The following is a 14,895-nucleotide window of genomic DNA, read 5'->3' as shown; positions in this document are numbered from 1 at the left end:
ATGCCCGATATAGTCCACGTAACCTACGCCCAAACAGGGCAAAGTTCACGCACCAATCCTTATGGTATGCGAGAAATGCAAGAAAAAGCATACCAGTATCGTGATGCTCAATACCTTTTATTGAAAGCTCCGCCCGCATCGGGCAAAAGTAGGGCATTGATGTTTATTGCTCTTGATAAATTGGTGCATCAAGGCATCAAAAAAGTAATTGTTGCCGTTCCCGAAAAATCAATCGGTGGTTCATTCAGCAAAACTTTATTGAAAGACGGTGGTTTTTTTGCCAATTGGGAACCCAACGATAATTATAATCTTTGCACGCCTGGCAACGACGGCAGCAGCAGTAAAGTAAAATCATTCAAAAACTTTTTGGCGAATGATGAAAAAATACTGATTTGCACGCACGCCACCCTGCGGTTTGCCTTTGAAGAAGTAGAAGAAACGGCATTTAATAATGTTTTGTTGGCCATTGACGAGTTTCACCACGTTTCAGCCGATGGCGACAGCCGTCTGGGTGAATTATTGCGGAGCATCATGGCACGCTCAACGACCCATATTGTCGCAATGACGGGTTCGTATTTTAGAGGCGATGCCGTGCCAGTGCTAACGCCTGAAGACGAAGCTAAGTTTGCCAAAGTAACCTACAATTATTATGAGCAACTCAACGGCTATCAATACCTAAAGTCTTTAGGAATTGGCTATCATTTTTATCAAGGACGCTATACTTCGGCTATTCTTGATATTTTGGATACCGATAAAAAAACAATCCTACACATTCCGAATGTAAATTCGGGCGAATCTACCAAAGACAAGCACAAGGAAGTTGGAACAATTTTAGATGCCATTGGCGAGATTTTGAAAATAGATTCTCAAACAGGTGTAATTCATGTAAAACGGCATTCAGACGGTAAAATCCTGAAAGTAGCCGATTTAGTAAATGACACGGCAAAAGACCGAGATAAAATTCAAAATTACCTGAGAGAAATCAAGTCAGTTGATGACATGGACTTGATTATTGCCCTCGGAATGGCAAAAGAAGGCTTCGACTGGCCCTATTGCGAACACGCCCTCACAGTAGGTTATAGAGGTTCGTTGACCGAGATTATTCAAATCATTGGTCGTTGCACCCGTGATAGTAATAATAAAAACCATGCACAATTTACAAACCTCATTGCCCAACCCGATGCTACCGATGATTTGGTAAAACTATCGGTCAATAATATGCTGAAGGCAATCACGGCATCTTTGCTCATGGAGCAAGTGCTTGCACCTAATTTTAAGTTTAAAACCAAACTATCAGACGAAGACAAAGCAGAAGCAGGTGAGATAAAAATCAGAGGTTTTCGCACACCATCATCTAAGCGAGTAAAGGATATTGTTGAAGCAGATTTAAACGATTTGAAAGCAACGATTCTGCAAGACCCAACCATGTTGCGAGCAATGCCAGGCAATATCGACCCCGAAGTAATCAATAAAGTGCTGATACCGAAGATTATACAAGAAAAATATCCAACACTCAGCCCTGACGAAGTAGAAGAAGTGCGGCAATACGTTGTGCTTGATTCGGTAGTAAAAAATACGCTAATGATTGACGTAAAAGAACTACAAAAAAGCATCCAAAAAGACGAAACCATCATTCTGGCACTTGCCGAAAGCCTGCCACAATACCAGATAAACAATGAATTGATTCCAAAAATCATTAAAAACATTTACCCCGACTTAACAACTGACGAAGCCAATTCATTTAGTAAAATGGTGGTAAATATGCCACAAAACGCCGATGGTATTCCCGAAGCCGACAAACGTTTTATCAGAATGGCAGGGCAATTTGTAAACATTGATGATTTACACATTGATTTGATTGATACAATTAATCCATTCCAAAAAGCTTTTGAAATTTTATCAAAAGATGTTACACCAAAAGTCTTGAAAGTCATACAGGAAGCCATAGAGGTATCAAGAATCAAGATGGATTTTGAAGAAGCCAAGATTCTATGGCTCAAAATTATCAATTTCAAGAAAACATACGACCGAGAGCCAAGCCTTCAAGCTACCGACCCACTCGAACGACGCATGGCTGAATGTATCATTTATCTAAAAGAAGAAAAACGTAAACGTGCCAATGGATAAGCAAAGTGTACTCGACGAAATATTCGGCAATGACCCTTTTGGCTTATTGAACGTAAAGCCAGCAAATACATCGGCACGCAATGCCGACGAACGCCTTTTGACTTCATTTGAAGAACTGAACACGTTTTTTGAAAAACATAAGCGTGAGCCAAAACAAGGTGGTGGCGTGCAAGAACACCAATTATATGCAAGATTAAAGTCGCTCAGAGAGAGTCCAACAAAGATGGAAATGCTCAAAAGTCATGATAGATTTGGGCTTTTGATTTATGAAGAAAAAGAAATCAATTCGTTGGATGATATTCTTTCTGATGATATGTTGGGCTTACTTGATGATGATTCGGAAGGGCTTTTTGACCTAAAACACGTAAAAGATATTGATGAAAGAGCCAGTACGGATTTTGTAGCAAGACGAAAACCATGCAAAGATTTCGACCAGTTTGAGCAATCACTAAAAGATGTACAGAAGGATTTATCCAGTGGTAAAAGAAAATTGGTAGAATTTAAGATGGGCAATCTACGTGAAAATACTTTTTATGTGCATAATGGCGTGCTGTTTTTATTAAAAGAAATCAATATTTCTAAAAAAGACCATTACAGAACAGATGGTACACGAGTAAGAGAAGATGGACGAACGAGGTGTATATTTGAAAACAGTACAGAATCTAATATGCTAAAACGTTCAGTCGAAAAATTGTTATATGCAAATGGCAAAACAGTAAGCGAAAATGCTGATAGAGTAGCTGATACATTTAAAGAGAAATTTAGCAATATCAATGAAAACGACCAAGAATCTGGCTATATCTACATACTGAAATCAAAGAGCGAAAAGCACGAAATTAAAGAGATTACAAATCTTTATAAAATTGGTTTTTCGACTGTCGAAGTCGAAGAACGCATAAAAAATGCCAGTCAAGAGCCAACTTACTTAATGGCAGATGTCAGAATAATTATGACCTTTAAATGCTTTAATATGAACACTCATAAACTGGAGCAAATGCTACATACATTTTTCGGAAAAGCCTGCCTAAGCATTGATATTTTTGATAAAAACGGCAATAGACACACGCCGAGAGAGTGGTTTATTGCTCCTTTGAACATTATAGAACAAGCCATTGAATTGATAATTTCGGGAAATATCATTTATTATTGCTATGATTCTGAGAACGAAGAGATTTTGAAAAGATAAAGTTATAACCGTAACCCTTATCCAATTGCCAAGCGATTTGCAATAACTTTGTCAATCGGATAAAAGTTACTCTCTTCCAAAACATAAATCACTGAGCCGACCCACACAAAAGGCACATTGCCATCTTGCAGAAAAAACAAACTCTCAAAGAGCCTTTTTTGCTTTGCACAAGCGGGAAGCGGACTTCATTACGTTTTTCCCACGCACATTTTTTCACACTGTGCATCGAAAATTACGAGAAATAGCCTGACAACCGCAAGCCTTCACTACGTCATTTGATTTTTTAGCTCATCACAAAACCCAACGCACCGTAAACCATCAAATGGGTTTGCAATCGAGGAGCGTTGCCCTGTCATTCTATTCTCGTGTTGGAATCGGCGATTGCTCGTGCGAGTGCCGGGCTACTAAATTTTAATCATTTTTTTCAATGAAAACTTCACAAACACCTCAAATTTATGTTGGTACTTACGCTAAATACAACAACGGCTCAATCTTTGGCGAATGGGTAGATTTAGAAATTTATGATACCAAAGATTCTTTCTTTGAATATTGCAAAGAGCTCCACAGTGATGAAGAAGACCCAGAATTTATGTTTCAAGATTACCAAAATATCCCTAAAAAGTTGATTTCAGAATGCTCAGTGAGCGATACATTATTCGACTACGTTGAAGCAATCAAGGATATGGAAGACGAATCCATCGAGGCTTTGGGCTTATTCATTGGAGATAAAGACATTAATAAAGGTACAGATTTTGAAGAGTTGATGCAAGAATTTAACGATGAGTATCAAGGCTATTACGATGGCTCAGAAGGAGCAGAATTAGAATTTACCTATCAATACATTGAGGAGCATGGCATTTTAAATGAAATGCCAGAACATTTACATAATTACTTTGACTACAAGGCTTATGCACATGACTTATTCATTGAGGACTTTGTAGATTATGATGGCCATGTCTTCCGAAGAAGGTAACAATGAAAGGGGATTACCCCTTTTTGTTCAAAATCACATAAGTAGATGTTTCAGAAAAATGATAGGTTTTATAAAATCTCAAATTGAAATCCGCCTATTTTAAAAAATACTCTAAATCAATCATTTTAAATTTTATATTGTTGTTTGCAAAATCAAATTTTATTTTTCTTGAATTGCATCGAGTAAAATGAAATATTTATAGAAAAATGAAAATCGGGTACGTAAGAGTTTCTAAGGAAGAGCAAAACGAACAACTTCAAATTGATGCTCTAAAAAAATATGGTTGTGAAAAAATCTTCCAAGAAAAAATTTCGGAAACTGCAAAACTCAGACCTGAATTTGAGAAGATGAAAGAGGTACTAAGAAGTAGTGATGAATTAGTAGTTTGGGATATTGACAGATTAGGCAGAACTACGCTCGAACTCATTATGTTTGTCTATGACCTAAATCAAAAAGGTTTTTTGTTCAAAAGTCTTTCGCAATCACTCATTGATACAACAACCGAAACAGGAGAATTTGTTTTTAAACTCTTTGCACTTTTGGCAGAGCATGAACGCAAAAGACTAATCCGAAGAACTAAGGCTGGGCAAGAAGCCGCCAGAGCAAGAGGAAGAATGGGAGGAAAGCCAAAAGGTCTTTCACCACATTATCAAGAAATCGCACCAATGGTGGTTGATGCTTACAAACAGCAAAGAAGTATTCGTGATATTATGAAGGCAATTAAGATTCCTTCTACGGTTTATAAAATAATTTCTGAAAATACTGTGAATCCGCAAGGTTATGAAAAAAAGGCAAGTATCCAATGAACAGGCTCATCAAATTATTTGCCATCAAAGACTTTGGTGGTATTGGTATAAAAAAACAAGGTTTTCTAATATGATTAGAAAACCTGTGAATACGGCATGAATGAAAGCTGTCAAACTATTTCAGCAGCATACGGAAAAAGAGGTTCAAAATTGGTTTACATTCAATTATATTGCCATTAACTTTTGCGGTTCGTTTAATATGAAAATCAAAAGCTAATTATAAACAAGTGCATTTAGTAAAATTACGGAGAAAGAACAAAAAGCCTACAAATTTCTTTGTAAGCTATTATTCTGCTGAAAGGTGTTTATCATCTATTTGATGATTCCTAATTGTTGCATCATAGATAAATTATCATTTAGATTCCAACCTTCTATCATTTTACCTTCGGCATTAAAACGATTGACTGTCCAATGCGAAACTTTACCCGATTTTCCAGTAGGTTTTATACCATTGAATTCACCAGTTTGAGTGCCAGTATTTTCGCAGCGAGCAAATACTAAATCTCCTTCAGCAATAATTTCTATTATATTTATTTGTAAATCAGGAAAACCAGTTAAGTTTTTTTTATAAAACTCTTCAAGAGCTTTTGGACCCTTCCCAATACCCTTTATTTCGAAAGAATCAGCGTAGTATTTCCCAAAATCTGAAATTTGTCTTTTGTTAAATGCTTGATTCATTTCTCTATAAATAGCTTTGTTGCGGTCTCTGGGCGTAACCAATGAATGTTGAGCCGAAATCCATTTGACATCATTTCCGTTGATTTGGTAGATATAAGTAAAAGCATCTGTATAGTTGACAGTTACTTGACCAAAGTTCCAACGAGATTTATTTATTCCATTTACTATTGTTATGTTGCCAAAGGTTTTATAGGTTTTATCGCTTAAACGGACTTCTTCTAATTTACCTCTTGAAACCGATTGAATGGTTTTATTTTTGTCCCACGAACCACCTTCGGCATTGATGAATACGAAATCATCAGCAGCGTGTTTTTTAAAGAATGTGGCTGGGTCTTGGCTATATTCTTCTTCTAATTTAGTTAGTAACTGCTCTACACTTGTCTGTGCAAATGAAAACTGAATGGCTGCTATGAAGCAGAGTGTTGAAATAATGAGTTTTTTCATTGTTTTAATAGGTTTATTATGTCTCGAAAATTTATTTTGGATAATTTGGATGAGCTTTTACTTTGTTGATTTGACGAATATGTCGGTCTATATGCCCCCAAACGTAGATATAAACATTGTACATATTTCGAGGATTTGGCATAGCTGTTCGCTCAAAATAATCTCTCATATCAATTTTTAGATTTTCGGCAAACTTGATATTAATATCACGAAATTTTGTAAACCACACAATGGTATTTTGGTCTTTTATAAAGCCTCTTGGGTGCGTTATTTCAGCCGAAACGTGCTGTTTTTCTTCCATGATAAACCCCTTGTAATAGCTATCGGGCAGGCAGGTTGCTCTAAGCTCAGGCTGTGGTTTATTTTGAGTCATTACTTGTAACACTTTATTCCATAAAATTTCCCAAATACTTAAATGTTCAACGATTTCGGCAATGCTCCATCGCTCTGACGATTCTTTGAAATTCCATTGAGCAGGAGTTAGGTTATCTGTTGCTTTTATCAAATCAACTTTTGTACGATTTAAATTTTCAATAACGATTTTTAGGTCGTTGTTTTCAGTGGTTTGAGAGAAGCTTGATAGGCAAAGTGTTAATAATGAAAGTATTAGAATGATTTTCTTCATGATTATATCGTCATTTAAAATGGTATTCTGTATGATTTTTTTCATAATTATATCCTCATTTAAAATGGTATTCTTTTCGTTTTTTTACTACTAATCAGAAATATTGCTACGCACATATATATATGATATGGTTTTACTTTACTCGTACCCATTTTTCTACAAACTGACTCCATTCGGTTTTTGGGTGTTCTTTACCTTCGGGGTCAATAATTCGATTATGGCCAACCATGTGTAGCGTATCTCCTTTTATTTTCCATTCTTGTTCGCCCGTCCAGCCAAACCATTCGGGTTTTGAACCATATTTATAAGTTTCGGTATAGACGTTTCCTTTTATGCTAAATGGACCTGCATAAGCACTATTAAACGTACCGTCGTTTTTTAAAATAATCACTGAGAAATACCCTTGATTATAGGTCTTAAATTGATGATTTTGGAAATTTAATATTTGGCCATTTTTTTCAACCAATATCCAGTTACCATCTATTGGTGATTTTTTCTGAGCGAAGCCCGTTAGGCTGATTGCCATAATTGCGAAAGTGAGAATAAAGAATTTCATATTGTTGATTTGTTTAAAGATTTTTTACTTGTGAAAAGAATTATTTCAACTCAAACCAAGTCCAGACAGCAGTAATAATATCAATACCTGCAAAGAGAATTAAAGCTGGTAGGGTTTGACCCAAAAGGACTAAAATGACAAAACCAATACCAACAGTGATTCTGCCCCAGATAGTATATTTTACAACTTCCGCATTGCCAAATTTTATAATACCGTAATAGACAATAGCAAGAGTAATAAGTACTATACCAAGTACTTTTATCCAAATTTCAGAAGTAGGAGGAAACCCAAACTTGCTCAAAAGCATATTAGGAACAAAAATGAGTTGTACGGCTGTAATAAAAACATAAATAGCCTGTACAATAAGAGAAAGGGAGCGTTTTGTAGGCATTGTTCTTAGAATTTAAAGGTTGATACTATGTATTTTATTGGTGTAAGAGCCTTATTTTTAATTAAAAATAAGGCTCTCTTTATTTAATTACAGCCACTTATTTCTGCCTTGAAATACTTCCTGTTTTCAGGTGTGATTTCAAAACCAGGGTTAAGAAAAATACTTTTTCCAGCATTTATAATTACGGGTACAATAGAATATGTTGTCCCACTCACACTGATAGATTGATTCGCTTGTTTCAAGACTATACTCTCATTGTATGAAGGTACAATGGTTTCCAAAAACAAAGCATTGATACAAGGGTATTCTTGGGAAAAAGATTTACTGTTCCCAGATAAATCTTGTGTTCTTATTTGAATTGAAAACTTTGTGGGGGTAGGATTTGCTCCTACTGGATACAATAAGCTAACAGGTACTTCTATTATATTACTTGTACCATTTCTACTATAAGGAACTTTATATTCATTTGAAAAAATACCTGTTTTGCTCCAATCAATGCCAGACTTATCATCTTGAAAGGTAATATAGAACTTATCATTGGAATTATAATTTGTAGGAGCAACGACTGTCAGTGTTGGGGGGGTATTATCAAATTCAAGATTTACACCTATTGCATAAATCCCAAGTTTATTTGTCATAATTTCACTATTGACATTTCCTGCAATTTCCCATGTTTGACTTCCATTAGGTAAAAAAAGTAACTTTGGAGTTAGATTTTGTGGTAAACCCGCCAACTGTAAATCATAGTTACTAAAAGTAGAATTTATCTTAAAACTACCTAATGGAGCTATTGATAATTCTGTACCATCTTTAAAGGCAGTCAAGAAAAAGACATCTGTTATTAGTTTAAATTTTTCATTATCAATAACTGCGTCAATCTGATTTTCGGGGTAATAATATTGAAATTTTATATTTGTTTGTTCAGAAAAGGCTTGACCTATAGGAGGAATAGTAAAAGAAATGATGCTTGGTACTATGGCAGGAGTCTGTTGTTTTTCATCAATATTTTGATAAACATTTATGGCATTTAAATTTAATCTTTTAAAACCATTATTTGGGGTTTGATTTGAGAAATTAATGTTTGTTTTACCTACCAGCTCTGATTTTTCAGTTACAAATGATTTGGCAATATTTATTGCATTTATAGTCGAATTAGTAAGGTTTTCTTGTAATATATCTATAAATGTAAAGAGAGGGTCGGGGTCTGGTACTTCTAAAATTACGGTCGTATCAGGATAATCTGTTGTAAGAATCATGTGTTCTGATTCTTTACAAAATTTATATTCTTTAAATGGAGTAGTAAATTTATTCCAAGCAGTATAGCTTAGTTCACACTTTGCTCCTGCCCAAGCAGCTACCTCAAAAGAATATTTTCGATTAACAGTTTTAGTTAATTCTTTAATTGAATTTATTTTTACATCGTTTACCTCAAAAGTATTTGCTGGTTGTTGGAAAACTTTTTCGTTATAAGCTAAAATTTGATTAAAACCATTGGTGCGAGCATCATGTGTAGATACCATTGAGATTGGAGCTAAGGTAGTATTTCCTTTAAAAAGGAAATTTGACATGAAGTTTTGTTGAACGTTACCAATTTTCTGGATAGCTTTGTTGCTATACTCGAAGCTATTACTCACGCCTAAATTATAAAACTCCCCACCAATTGTTTCAACTTTTTCGTTTGAAAACGTCACACCTCCATTTCTCAATTCTCTCTCTACGGAGGAAATATTCTTTTTTAGACCTATTTTGTAGGTTTCTGCATTATTTTGCAGATTAAAAGGAGATGTAGAACCTTCATTTAAAAGCCCAATCCCATTGCCTCCTAAAACTAATTGGTTATTGTGGTCATTTGATGCAGTAAAAGTTGTGTAATAATTATTGCCATTCTGTTTGGTTATTTCATAAGCACCTTCTAGATTTATGCCTATTTCTGTAAAAGCACTTGCTCCAATTCCTAATTCAACATCAGTAGTTTTAGCACCATCGTCTTTTATAGAAGTACTAAATCCAGCTACTACATTTGCATTTCCTGAATATTTCATTCCTACGTTATAACCATATTTTTCAGAAACTGGTAAATCAATAAAACTGGAAAGTCTATAAAGAAAATTTGCCATCAGAAGACTGCTTGGAGTAAGACTTGGACTTAAAGCAAATAACTGACTACCCATAAAAATTACATTGCTGGGTTTATTTAAATCTAACTTATAAGCGTATTCTTCTATTGAACCTAACGCTGATTCATTGCTTATCGTGGCAGAGGCATTGACTGCTAAAACTGCAGCTCTTGCTTTTAAAGTGGGACCGAACGAAGAATTGTATTTAATGCCTCGTGGTAAAGAAATTTTTGTATTCCAAATGGATGGATTAGTACCATCAGGTACTATGGTTAATGTAGGATTATAAGAGAGGCCAACACCTGCATTAGCCATTCCAAATTCAAAATTTACATTCTGATAAGTCAGTTTTCCACCTTCTATGAGTTCTACTCCTAATGTTTGACCTAAAGCTAAACCAAATTCTTTTTCTGAAGGAATTGCCTTAGGAGAAATAGAAATTGTAAAATCTCGAAAATCATTAACATATGGAGTTATTTCACTACTCGAATCATCAATGATACCAATGTATTTTACAGTATGAGTACCTGTTGGTATAATATTGGAATTGTCATTATTTTTATTTGCCAAGTTGATGGCTAAGTCAATTACGCCGTCTGCATTGCTCTTTTTTGAGAAGCCAAAATGAGTATTACCTACTTGATATTTAATTTGGTAGTTTGCTAATGGGGTATCAGTATTTTTATCTTTGATTACAAAATAATGATGAATAGTAGCTCCTTGAGGTACTTGATAAGAGGTCTGATTGGTGATTTCACTCAAATTTTGGATTTGTACATCTCCTAAATTTACGTTTATTTTATAATATCTCGACTCTGAAGTAGCTGAATTAAAAGTTATTAAATATACTTTTGAATCAATTCCTTTTATACCTCTAATATATTCATCCTGACCGCCTGAAAAAGGTATGAAACTAACAGTCTGTGTATCGAGGTCATATCTAACAATATTATTTACTTTTTTGCCATAATTAGTCATATCTCTATAACTTTGATAACAGAAAAGAATGTTGCCAACTTTTGTATATGAATAAGGATTACAAAAATTAAAATCGGAGACTGTATCAAAAACTTTTGAACAGGTATCTTCTCCATTAGTTTTAAAAACACCAGTGAAATATGTAGTCTCGGAGTAGAATTGAGAAATTAACAAAAAATAGAAATTTGAATTATATTCAAAAAAATTACTTAATTTTATTGAATCATGATATAATTCTGTTAGTAATGTCAGATTCAATCCATCTGTTGAGTACAATTTTCTACCAACTGTGAAAAAGGTTTTATTTTTGATTGTAAAAAATCCATTATAACGACTTTCATTTTTTAATAGAAATTTCTTTTCATTAGTTATAAGATTTATGTTATATATTCCATTGGTTGTCATAATTAGTAAATGATTGTTTAGGAAAGTATCTGATAATAAATATCCAGGTAGTGTAGTTGAATTACCGTATTTGTAAAGCTCTGTACAATCATTGCCGTCTAAAAAATACGTAAGAGAATTAATTGCTGATACGATAAAGCTGTAAGTTTGATTTTGGGTATTATATAGATAATAATCCATTAAGATAATTTTGATGGGCTCGGGAATAATTGCAGAAGGGCAAAGTTTTTCTCTTCTAATAGTTACTATCGATAATGTATCATTTATTATGCTGATTGGCTGTATGATATTAACATCATCCTCAATTGTCCCTGCAACAGTTCCGTCAGTTGTCCAAATACTTCCAGCAACATTATTGTCATATTGTGCTTTGGTTTTAGTATAAAATGTAATTTTTGTGATTGATTTTATAGGAGAAGAATTACCTTCTAAATATTTACATTGAATCAAACTCAAGTATGGTTCAGGGCTATTTTTCAAACTAATATAGTAATTTTCGTGCAAAACGAAAGTCCTATTGATACTCCCATCGGTTCTCCAAAGTTGATTGTTATCACTATTTTTAGGTCTATAAGTGAAATAGTAAACATTATCTTTTTCATACACAAAGTCAGAAAAATGCCCATTAAGAGTTATGATTTTGGTACTATTTTGTATATCATCCCCTGCATAAAAACTACGAATTTCAGTGTTATAAGGGAAATTAGAAGTATCATAATTGGTTTTAATATAAATATTTTTACCGTTTAGACGTCCAATTTTTTTCAATTTGGCAAATAAACTATCATTGTCAACCTCAATGTTCTGGCAATAGGCATTATTTCCACAAATAATTAGAAATAGTATTATATATTTTTTCATGAGTTTATAATTTTAAGTGGTGCATCAAATTTTATAATAATTTTATATTGACTCGTTCAAATTCGATTTAACGGTAGTATTCTCAATTTATCGGTCATTTAATAGTGATTTTTTCAAACCATTTATTTTTCGCCTTGAAACTATCACTTTTTTATTATCAGTCATGTGTACTTGTTTATGTGGTTCTAAATAACATTCTACACATTTAAGGTTAACCATATAAGATTTGTGTGTTCGGTAAAAATTGTATGGCTCAAACCTACTTTGAAGGCTTTTAAGTGGAGTTGCCACGATAAATTTTTTACCATCTTTAAAGTGTACTACTGTATAATTTATGTCGGCTTCAAGCAAGAGAATCTCTTCTGGCTTTACTGACTTGAAACCACCGATTGCAATTTCGTTTTTCATAGCATTGTTGTTTTGAGTTCTAAACTTTTATCCAATTATTTTTTAGGGCTTCTTTCACCAAACCTACCACCGACTGCACACCGAGCTTACGAAACATATTTCGTCGATGGCTTTCTACGGTCGGGACACTGATATTTAGATTTTGGGCAATTTGCTCGGTTGTGAGTTCGCTGGCTATCAATTCCAATATTTCTTGTTCACGTTTTGTTAGTTCCACAGCCATTTTGTTGAGATTTAGTTTATGTTACAAAGTTGATATTTTGGCAAAAAATAATCTTTCATGGTTTACCATGAAATTTTGTAGTGGTAAACCATGATTTTTTACTCATGGTTTACCATGATATTTGAGGGTGATGTTTGGAAATGTGAGGGCTATTGTAGAAATTTCAAGGAGTTTATGCCTAAATACTCTATTAACTATGAAAAAAAGTATCTTTCTGATTGTACTACTAATATCGTTTGGTGTTTATGCCCAAAAAGAAATTTTTCACATAGATAATCTTTCGAAAGAAGGTGTTTTACTTGATAAAGGTTGGAAATTTCATGCTGGTTATTACCCCAATTTTGCAAAATTTAACTTTGAGGATAGTAAATGGGAGAGTATAGACCCTACACAAGATGTGATGGATTTGCCTCAGATAAAAAAAGCAAGAATTGGATATTTAAGGTTAAATTTTATCATTGACTCTTCAGTAGTAAATAAAGCCCTTGCACTTGAAATTGACCAAACCTTGGCATCGGAAATTTATCTCAATAATGCTCTGATTCATAAGATAGGAGTAGTGAGTCAAGAAAAAGATAAGGAGCAAATTCGATTGCCCAATGGTCAGCTTTATAGTATTGTTTTTAAAAATGCTGGTATGCAAACGATTTGTGTTCGATTTTCATTTGTTAATCCGCCTATTTTGTTAAAACATAAACCAAAAAAATATAATGCTTTTAAAGCACGACTTGTTGTTTTAGATAATTCAATTGAAAGTTTTGCAAAAAATAAAAATGATTATGCCCTGCTTGATTATTTGAAGGTAGGATTATTTCTTTTTTTGTTCTTAATCCATTTTTTCTTTTTCATTTCTTATCCCAAACAAAAATCAAACCTCTATATTAGTCTTTATGCACTTTGTAATGTTATTATTTATCATTTTGAAAACCTTGTCAGTAACTTGCCACTTTCGGCTACATCATTGTACATTGAAACAAGTTGGATAATTATTCTATCGACATTTATTGCTATATTGACTTTCCTTATTATTTATGATTTTTTAAGACTTCCCAAAAAGATAATGTTCTGGGTAGGCATTTTTGTCTTTTTATTAGCATACCCGATATGCTGTTATCGTCCTAATTTTGGTATGTTTTACTTTAATTTAGTACTTGCTGGATTTCTTGCTATTGAATCAATAAGATTATCTATAAAAACAATCGGAAGTGGAAAAACTGCGGCTTGGTACATTTTTGCAGGCTATATACTTTATATCGTATTTTTGGTTGTGTGGTATCTAATAGCATTTCATGTATTACCGTATTCAGAGTTCGGAATTACGTTTTTTGCGAATTTATGTTTGACAAGCGTTCCTATTTGTTTTTCACTCATGTTGGCAAGTGAATATACTCTAACCAGTAAGAGTTTAGCCCAAAAGTTAAATGAGGTAGAGAAACTCTCTATCGAGAAACAGCAAATTCTTAAAATGCAAAACGAAACTCTCGAAAAACAAAACGCCCAACTCCAAGCAGCTCTCCTTCAAGGACAAACCATCGAACGCAAACGTGTAGCTGCTGATTTGCATGATAATCTGGGTAGTACGTTGTCAGCACTTTGGCTGAGTGTCGATTTGATTGATAAGTCGAAGATGAACGAAGAAGAAACTGCAATTCATCAAAGCCTCAGAGAAAATCTCGAAAAAGCCTATAATGATGTACGTTTGCTGTCGCATAATCTCTTGCCTGAAGAATTTGAAAAACAAGGACTTGTGCCAACACTGCAAAGTTTTGTAAGGAAAATAAGCAAAAACTCTAAGATTCGATTCGATTTACAAATTGCTGAAGGTTTTGGGAGGGTTGATAATAAAATTGAGTTTGAACTATACAGCATCTGCCTCGAATTGGTCAATAATATCATCAAACACTCAAAAGCAACCGAAGCAAAAATCTCACTTTCTCGCACTGAAAAGAAAATTGAAATGATAATTTCCGACAACGGAATTGGTACTTTCAACAACGAAAGCGATGGCAAAGGAATGAAAAATGTAAAAGCAAGAGTAGAGTCATTGAATGGTGTTTGGGAGATAAATTCAAAAGAAAATCAAGGGACGACTTCACAAATAAATATACCGATTTAGT

At 33.9% G+C, this 14,895-nt stretch carries 13 protein-coding genes; 5 read left to right on the top strand and 8 right to left on the bottom strand.

The features are described 5' to 3' along the window. Positions 1 to 2,127, top strand: a complete 2,127-nt coding sequence (locus ACQUQZ_RS24320; protein ID WP_435357782.1) for a DEAD/DEAH box helicase — start codon at positions 1 to 3, stop codon at positions 2,125 to 2,127. Beyond that, entirely contained in the window at positions 2,120 to 3,313 is a 1,194-nt protein-coding gene (locus ACQUQZ_RS24315) for a GIY-YIG nuclease family protein (protein WP_435357781.1), read from the top strand. Before ACQUQZ_RS24320 ends, ACQUQZ_RS24315 begins: the two co-directional genes overlap by 8 nt. Before the next feature lie 17 nt (positions 3,314 to 3,330). Here ACQUQZ_RS24315 and ACQUQZ_RS24310 read toward each other — a convergent pair whose 3' ends face one another. Further along, positions 3,331 to 3,453: a hypothetical protein gene (locus tag ACQUQZ_RS24310; RefSeq protein WP_435357780.1), complete on the bottom strand. Its 123-nt coding sequence runs from the start codon at positions 3,451 to 3,453 to the stop codon at positions 3,331 to 3,333. Positions 3,454 to 3,740: 287 nt separating this feature from the next. Here ACQUQZ_RS24310 and ACQUQZ_RS24305 point away from each other — a divergent pair, with 287 nt between their 5' ends. Both ACQUQZ_RS24305 and ACQUQZ_RS24300 read left to right on the top strand, forming a co-directional pair. Then, positions 3,741 to 4,286, top strand: a complete 546-nt coding sequence (locus ACQUQZ_RS24305; protein WP_435357779.1) for an antirestriction protein ArdA — start codon at positions 3,741 to 3,743, stop codon at positions 4,284 to 4,286. A 206-nt stretch (positions 4,287 to 4,492) separates the two neighbouring features. Beyond that, a complete protein-coding gene (locus ACQUQZ_RS24300; protein ID WP_435357778.1) occupies positions 4,493 to 5,092 on the top strand; it encodes a recombinase family protein in 600 nt (199 codons plus the stop codon). Positions 5,093 to 5,404: 312 nt separating this feature from the next. Here ACQUQZ_RS24300 and ACQUQZ_RS24295 read toward each other — a convergent pair whose 3' ends face one another. The 7 genes from ACQUQZ_RS24295 to ACQUQZ_RS24265 all read right to left on the bottom strand — a co-directional run bounded on the left by ACQUQZ_RS24295 (position 5,405) and on the right by ACQUQZ_RS24265 (position 12,778). Beyond that, a complete protein-coding gene (locus ACQUQZ_RS24295; protein ID WP_435357777.1) occupies positions 5,405 to 6,214 on the bottom strand; it encodes an ester cyclase in 810 nt (269 codons plus the stop codon). A 31-nt stretch (positions 6,215 to 6,245) separates the two neighbouring features. Next, positions 6,246 to 6,884 (bottom strand): DinB family protein, encoded by a 639-nt coding sequence (locus ACQUQZ_RS24290; protein ID WP_435357776.1) that lies wholly within the window; start codon positions 6,882 to 6,884, stop codon positions 6,246 to 6,248. 88 nt (positions 6,885 to 6,972) lie between these two features. Further along, the gene (locus ACQUQZ_RS24285) at positions 6,973 to 7,395 is read right to left on the bottom strand and encodes a hypothetical protein (RefSeq protein WP_435357775.1); all 423 of its coding nucleotides are present in this window, start codon (positions 7,393 to 7,395) and stop codon (positions 6,973 to 6,975) included. A 40-nt stretch (positions 7,396 to 7,435) separates the two neighbouring features. Next, on the bottom strand, positions 7,436 to 7,786 hold the full coding sequence (locus ACQUQZ_RS24280) for a hypothetical protein (protein ID WP_435357774.1): 351 nt from the start codon (positions 7,784 to 7,786) through the stop codon (positions 7,436 to 7,438). An 83-nt stretch (positions 7,787 to 7,869) separates the two neighbouring features. Then, positions 7,870 to 12,147 carry a 3-coathanger stack domain-containing protein gene (locus tag ACQUQZ_RS24275; RefSeq protein ID WP_435357773.1) on the bottom strand — a complete coding sequence of 1,426 codons (4,278 nt, stop codon included), beginning with the start codon at positions 12,145 to 12,147 and terminating at the stop codon, positions 7,870 to 7,872. Between the two features lie 87 nt (positions 12,148 to 12,234). Then, positions 12,235 to 12,555, bottom strand: a complete 321-nt coding sequence (locus ACQUQZ_RS24270) for a LytR/AlgR family response regulator transcription factor (RefSeq protein WP_435357772.1) — start codon at positions 12,553 to 12,555, stop codon at positions 12,235 to 12,237. Between the two features lie 19 nt (positions 12,556 to 12,574). Beyond that, positions 12,575 to 12,778 carry a response regulator transcription factor gene (locus tag ACQUQZ_RS24265; RefSeq protein ID WP_435357771.1) on the bottom strand — a complete coding sequence of 68 codons (204 nt, stop codon included), beginning with the start codon at positions 12,776 to 12,778 and terminating at the stop codon, positions 12,575 to 12,577. A 196-nt stretch (positions 12,779 to 12,974) separates the two neighbouring features. Between ACQUQZ_RS24265 and ACQUQZ_RS24260 the strand changes: the two genes are divergently transcribed. Further along, the gene (locus tag ACQUQZ_RS24260) at positions 12,975 to 14,894 is read left to right on the top strand and encodes a 7TM diverse intracellular signaling domain-containing protein (protein ID WP_435357770.1); all 1,920 of its coding nucleotides are present in this window, start codon (positions 12,975 to 12,977) and stop codon (positions 14,892 to 14,894) included. Position 14,895: the final 1 nt, after the last annotated feature.

Origin of the sequence: Emticicia sp. SJ17W-69, assembly GCF_051209875.1 — a bacterium.
Classification (GTDB): Bacteria; Bacteroidota; Bacteroidia; order Cytophagales; family Spirosomataceae; genus Emticicia.
This window is presented reverse-complemented; position numbering and strand designations above follow the sequence as displayed.